Annotated in this window: 5 protein-coding genes; 2 read left to right on the top strand and 3 right to left on the bottom strand. The window is 47.6% G+C overall.

The annotated features are described in order from the left end of the window. The coding region (locus PMI05_RS09950) for a YhbD family protein (protein ID WP_007720616.1) at positions 1-449 on the bottom strand (449 nt) is incomplete at its 3' end. A gap of 139 nt (positions 450-588) precedes the next feature. On the opposite strand from PMI05_RS09950, the gene PMI05_RS09945 reads away from it, so the two are divergent. Beyond that, a complete protein-coding gene (locus PMI05_RS09945) occupies positions 589-1,599 on the top strand; it encodes a hypothetical protein (protein ID WP_007720614.1) in 1,011 nt (336 codons plus the stop codon). A 93-nt stretch (positions 1,600-1,692) separates the two neighbouring features. Here the strand turns inward: PMI05_RS09945 and PMI05_RS09940 are convergent, their stop codons facing one another. Further along, on the bottom strand, positions 1,693-2,613 hold the full coding sequence (locus tag PMI05_RS09940) for an RluA family pseudouridine synthase (protein ID WP_007720612.1): 921 nt from the start codon (positions 2,611-2,613) through the stop codon (positions 1,693-1,695). Positions 2,614-3,149: 536 nt separating this feature from the next. Continuing rightward, entirely contained in the window at positions 3,150-4,262 is a 1,113-nt protein-coding gene (locus PMI05_RS09935; protein WP_007720610.1) for an aminopeptidase, read from the bottom strand. 568 nt (positions 4,263-4,830) lie between these two features. Between PMI05_RS09935 and PMI05_RS09930 the strand changes: the two genes are divergently transcribed. Then, positions 4,831-6,078: an MFS transporter gene (locus tag PMI05_RS09930; RefSeq protein ID WP_007720609.1), complete on the top strand. Its 1,248-nt coding sequence runs from the start codon at positions 4,831-4,833 to the stop codon at positions 6,076-6,078. Positions 6,079-6,080 lie beyond the last annotated feature (2 nt).

Here is a 6,080-nt window from a genome sequence, read left to right as displayed (position 1 = left end):
TGGCTAGCCAGTACCTGTAGCAATCCGCCGCCTTCTTCTACACTCAAGTCTCCAGCTGCCAAAAGCTTTTCCAAAACATAGGCGTATAGTGCCTGCTGGAAGGTAAAGGTCCGTAAGCTACCGAGAAAAACGTTAAACACTTCTAAAGAAGTAGTCGAAACAATGTTTCGTGCCAATAATTCATCTGCGGTCAACGAAGTTCCACTCATACTTGGTGAAAACATGTCCGCCAATTCATCCAGCGATAAGTCGTCTTTCATGTTCAGAATCTTGTCGATTCGAGCCAAAATCTGTTCACGTGGGAAAAAGGTTTCTTGCCCTGTAAAAGTCGCTCGGCGAATGAACCACTCCTCTGGAATCAAGTTCTTTCGTTTCCAACGGTACAATTGTCCGTACGAAATGCCAGTAAGCTCCAGCAGGTCCTTCTTCGAGATATGATTTGTGTCCAAGTGAAGCACCTCCAAAAACAATGTAACATAACACTGTTACGTTATTCAACTACAGACTGTTTGACACCCGGGGTACTGTCACAAAATCCCTTTAGCTGGATCAAATAAGTGATTTAATTGAAGAAAGGAAGCATGACATATGAAAAAACAAACACTAGCCGTGACAAGTATGATTGCCTTGCTGTTATCCGTTGCATCTCCATTTACAAACACACAAGCGCCAGCATATGCAGCTGGTCAGGCACCAGCAGTAGAGCCAGAAATCAAAACCCTTGCTCAGTTAAACAACAATGTCGTAGAAGCGGCGAAACAAGCGATGCAAAAACAAGCTGGCGGCGTGCCGATCGAACTGGACGAGATTATGGGAGAAACGGCAGATTGCTGGGTGATTACGGCCAAAAACAACAGAGGTGAGGTGCTCGTTACCAAGCAGGAGGGCAAGGTTGTATCCGTATCCGTGAAATTAAAATGGAGCGAAGTGGCTGCTGATTTGCAAAATACAGTTACGAGCACGTTAAAAGGTATGGATAATCAGCATGCCTTTACGATTGATTGGGTAGAACGGATCAGGGAAAAAGAAAACATTTGGTTGTTCAAAGGGCAACATGCATCGGTCAGCATTGACGCTGCCACCGGGAAGGTCAACGCTGCGACATTGAATTATACAAACAAGCAAATGAACCCCAAAGTGGTCGATACAGCGCAAAAGGCGCTGAAGTCTCTTTCCAACGGTAAAGCATCGGCACTGCTCCCTGACGTAACAATGGTGAAAGAATTGCAAGAACGCTTGGATCAAGTATGGATTTTCATGGATACCGAACGAAAATACAGAATCGTCATAGGGGCGAAAACAGGGAAAGTAGTGGCAGCGACCATGATCAGTGGGTTCAGAGATGGGAACTATACCGCGGACGAAGATATTCCCAAGGTGTTTGCCAAGCCATTCTTTACAAAAGAAACGGCGATTGCTGCTGCCAACCCGATGATGAAAAAAGTTTTCAACCTCGATTTGACCGGATACAATGTTTCGTCCAAATATAACGTATATACGTTTACGAAAAAGGGGAAACCGACTGTTACGGCATCGATCAATCATAAAGGAGTCTTCTATGATTTCGCCGTTACGCCGGAAAATGGCTTGATTAACTAGGGAAACTGGACGTTGGCCGGACACAATCTCCCTTTACCAAAATACACAAGCTGAAACCACCTATTAAAGGTGGTTTCAGCTTGTTGTCCATTCTTATTTAAACTCCGCTTGCATCAAGCGTTTCATATCCGTTGGTATCGGTGCCTCGACTATAATCTCTTTTTCGAGAAGCGGATGCAAAAAAGACAACTTCGAAGCATGCAGAGCCTGTCGGCGTAACAACCCTCTCGCTCCCCCGTACATCGTATCGCCAGCAAGCGGGTGTCCAAGGTGGGCAAAGTGAACGCGAATCTGATGGGTACGACCCGTTTCCAGCCAGACGCGCGCGAGCGTCATTCCCTCAGAGGTCTGTTGTACCTCGTAATGCGTGATGGCAGGATCGCCACTCTCCACGACACGGCGCTTCGTAGGATGACGCGCATCTCGGCCAATTGGCGCATCAATCGTTCCAACTCCCTCTGACAGCACCCCACTGGCAACCGCAAGATACTCGCGATGAATGCCCCCTTCGCGCAGCAGCCTGTCAGCCAATTGATGGCCATAGCTACTCTTGGCTACGAGTATAGCTCCTGATGTATCTTTATCCAGCCGATGTACAGGATGTACACTCGTCTGCTCACCACGTGCAGCAAGTGCATGTACCAATGTGTCGGTCTCCTGTTTAATCGGGTGCACCATCATGCCTGCCGGTTTGTTTGCAATCAAAAGATGATCGTCCTCGTACAAAATATCGATGGACGGCATTGGTGTGATCGGTCCCTCGGGCTTCGTATCATGCTGGGGCTGCCTAGGCGCTTGCTCTTGTCTCTCGATGACACGAACAGCTATTGTATCTCCTGCTTTTACTTGTCTTTGCAGGAAGGGCTGCTTGCGATTGAGCAAAATCCCCTTGCTTCTCGTCAGCCGCTGCATCATACGACCCGACACGTTGAGCTTTTGCCGGACGATTTGTTCCACGTTCATTCCCGTGTCTTGTTCACTGACGATGTATTCGATCCAATCTTTGCGGCTCACGTCTAATCCCTCTGTTCCATGCTTTTTTCTTATTGTAGCAAAAGGATGCCTGAGATGCTCGTCTGTCCTGCTCTAAAGACGGTTGTCCTCCAACTGTGGTGGTCGGGGAAGCCCTGCCACATGTCTTCCAGTCGCCTGTATCCTCTCTTCGTTCGGGCGGTCTCCTTCCAGACATGTGACAGTGCTTGCGTACAGCTTGTGATTACTTAGTGCTTTTACCAGCGTTTTCGTTGATATTCAGGGGAGTTTATATAGTGAAACAACAGCCCCGTAGGAAGAAGCGCATTTCCAGTCCAAGCGCCTCTGGGGCCCAACCCAGCTTCGGAATAAATGGCGGGGAATTTCAGCTTCACTTATGAAATCCTTCCTCGAAACTTCTACGTTTGAAGCGCTCCCGCCATTTATTCCGGGGCGAACAGTCATTCCCCTTGCGGGGCGTAGGCCGAAGCGTAGACTGGAAATGCGCTTCTTCCCTCACGACAGCTACGTAAAAAAACAAGCCACCACGCTAAGCATGATGGCCCTGTCATTTCGCTTTACCCTTTTAAGTTTTCCGGATTGAGTCCTTGCAGCTCTGGCAAAACGAACAAACCGTCTTTGCGAATCAGCACATCATCAAACCAGATTTCTCCGCCGCCGTACTCAGGACGCTGGATGTTTACCATATCCCAGTGGATTTGGCTGCGGTTGCCGTTATCTGCGTTGTCGTATGCGCGGCCTGGAGTGAAGTGGAAGCTGCCAGCAATTTTCTCATCGAACAAGATATCATTCATTGGATGCAGGATATACGGATGTACGCCAATGGCGAATTCCCCGATGTAGCGCGCTCCTTCGTCCGTATCAAAAATTTGGTTGAGTCTCTCGGTGTTGTTAGAAGTTGCTTCGGCGATTTTTCCGTCTACAAACTTCAGGCACACATTTTCGAATTTCGTACCCATGTAGCTTGTTGCTGCGTTGTACGTAATGGTTCCATTCACGGAGTTACGCACTGGGGCTGTAAAAATCTCGCCGTCTGGAATGTTGCGCAGGCCAGAGCAAATGATACTAGGGATATCCTTGATCGAGAATTGAAGATCTGTTCCAGGTCCAACAAGACGCACTTTGTCCGTGCGATCCATCAACTGCTGCAAAGGCAAAAAGGCTTCGTGCATCTTTTTATAGTCCACGGAACATACATCAAAATAAAAATCTTCAAAAGCGACTGTAGACATGTTGGCATTTTGTGCCAAAGCAGTTGTCGGGTAGTTGAGTAGTGTCCAACGTACATTGTTGGTCAAGTAGTCATTCAATTCTTGCATCACACTTTGGTGTGCACGACGACGCTCTACCGGAACATCGGCCATCTCACTGTCGTTGGACGGACCATTGATGACGATATATGTATCCAAATCTTTGTACATTGGCTCTTCCCATTTCATCAAATGAGTCGCACGCTCTGCAGTTGCACCGAGCATCAGCTCACGTTGGATTGACGGGTCAATGATCCGTACGAACGGATAAGCTCCCAGGTCATACGCCTGCCTAACCAATTCCTTCGCCAAATCGTGACCCTCGCCACGAACTTCAACCAGCAAACTTTCTTTTTCCTTCAGGCGTACAGAATGGCTCAGCAAATTTGTAGCCAGCTTGACAATGCGTTCATCCCGCATGCGATATCCCCCACATTCCTAACATGATTTGGTTATGTTAAAAAATATTTTACCGAATGAAAGCCCCTTTTTCAAATATCGATGTTCTTGGTACTATTCAAAAAAAACCAAAAAATTATCTTGCATAAATTCGACGATTTCGAGTATTCTAATCAACAAGAGTTTACCTATGTAAAAAATTTGAAAGACGGGAGTGCTGAGTTCATGGTGTTTTCTGTAGTTATCTTCGCTTAGGTGGGGCCTCTCTTAAGGGGCACTGCCTCTTACAACCCTTTCAAAAGCTAGTAGCTGCAGGATGCCTGAACCGCTTCCGTCTTTTTCTCGATATGAATTGCGGGCCATGTTCTCGGGTGAACAGTCGGTTTACTGTACCTAAAACCATAGGTAGGTAACCGTCTCTCTTTTGTACCCCGTTGAACTGGTAATTTCCCGCCACCCTTGTATCGTTTGATAAAGCGCAAGCGGAAGAGCAGTGTCTCTACCCCGTTTGTGCTTTTTTACGTGGAATTTTCCCAAGAAGCGAATCGAGGTCAAGGCACCTGCCGAAATGAATGGAGGAATTCTTGTCATGATTTGGCGTTCGTGGGATCTTAATTTGAAAGTACGTCTCTTTGGTGAATTGATTACGCACACCTTTTTTTGGATGTACTTTCCGTTTATGGCGATTTATTTTAGCGATACGTTCGGGAAGGATGTAGCGGGTCTTCTTTTGATGGTACCGCCGCTGCTCGGGATGCTGTCCAACCTGTTTGGTGGATATTTGGCTGACCGGGTAGGGCGCAAGTTTACCATGCTGCTCTCGCTCTGTACATCGACCGTGATGTTCGCGCTGTTTGCTTTCTCCCCGTCTCCTTGGGTCGACTATATTGCCTTCATCGGGATCGGGATCGCTGGGGCTCTCTACTGGCCTGCCAGCTCCGCCATGGTGGCTGATTTGACCACAGAAGAAGATCGAAGAATTGTCTTTGCTACCTTTTACACAGCGATGAATGTCGGGGTGGTTGCGGGTCCCGTATTGGGTTCTGTCTTTTTTGTTCATTATCGCCCGCAGCTATTGATGTTCTGTACCATCGTTGAGTTGCTTTTTGCGATCACCGTCTTTTTCCTGATCAAAGAAACGCTGCCTGAACACGTCCGTCAGGAGAAGGCAAAGGAGCGTTTTTCCCTGATTCAGCAATTTAAGAGTTATGCCATTATTTTTCGAGATAAAGCATTTGCCCTGTACATTGGCGCAGGGGTTTTGATCGCCATTGGATTCATGCAGTTGGATATTTACATGGCGTTGTATGTCAAAGAGCATGTTATGCAGCAACCATTATTTTCGTGGGGCAATTGGACTTATTCTGTCGGCGGAACCAGCGCATTCGGCTGGCTCATGGCCTTAAATGGTTTTTTGGTGGTTTTGTTTACACTGCCAGTCACACGCTGGTTTGAAAACTGGAGCGATCGCAACAGCCTCGTCATCTCCTCCATCTTATTCGGTCTCGGTCTGTTCTTGATGGCCTTTACAACGAATATTTGGCTCCTGTTCGGCTGTATGGCGATTTTGACATTCGGCGAGCTGATGCGCACACCAGTTGCCCAGAGCTTCATCAGTAAATACTCGCCGGAGGATGCACGCGGTCAGTACATGGGAGCCTCTTCGCTCCAGTTCTCGATTGGTCGCTTCATCGCTCCCCTGACAATCGGTCTATCCCAATGGCTCGCTCCTGTTGGCGTATTCGGTGTCATCCTGGGCTTAACCTTAGTCAGTGCGTATCTGTATATCATTTTGTTCCGGATGATTGGTGCCAACGAAGTTAGCAAGAGTAGCTAGAG

The organism is Brevibacillus sp. BC25, from assembly GCF_000282075.1.
GTDB lineage: Bacteria > Bacillota > Bacilli > Brevibacillales > Brevibacillaceae > Brevibacillus.
Note: the sequence above shows the minus strand (reverse complement) of the source record. Positions and strands in the feature narration are given on the sequence as shown.

What these genes read in the sequence shown, in the direction of transcription:
- PMI05_RS09945 (WP_007720614.1), top strand. Translation starts at nt 589, where the DNA reads ATGAAAAAACAAACACTAGCCGTGACAAGTATGATTGCCTTGCTGTTA.
- PMI05_RS09935 (WP_007720610.1), bottom strand. Translation starts at nt 4,262, where the DNA reads ATGCGGGATGAACGCATTGTCAAGCTGGCTACAAATTTGCTGAGCCAT.
- PMI05_RS09930 (WP_007720609.1), top strand. Translation starts at nt 4,831, where the DNA reads ATGATTTGGCGTTCGTGGGATCTTAATTTGAAAGTACGTCTCTTTGGT.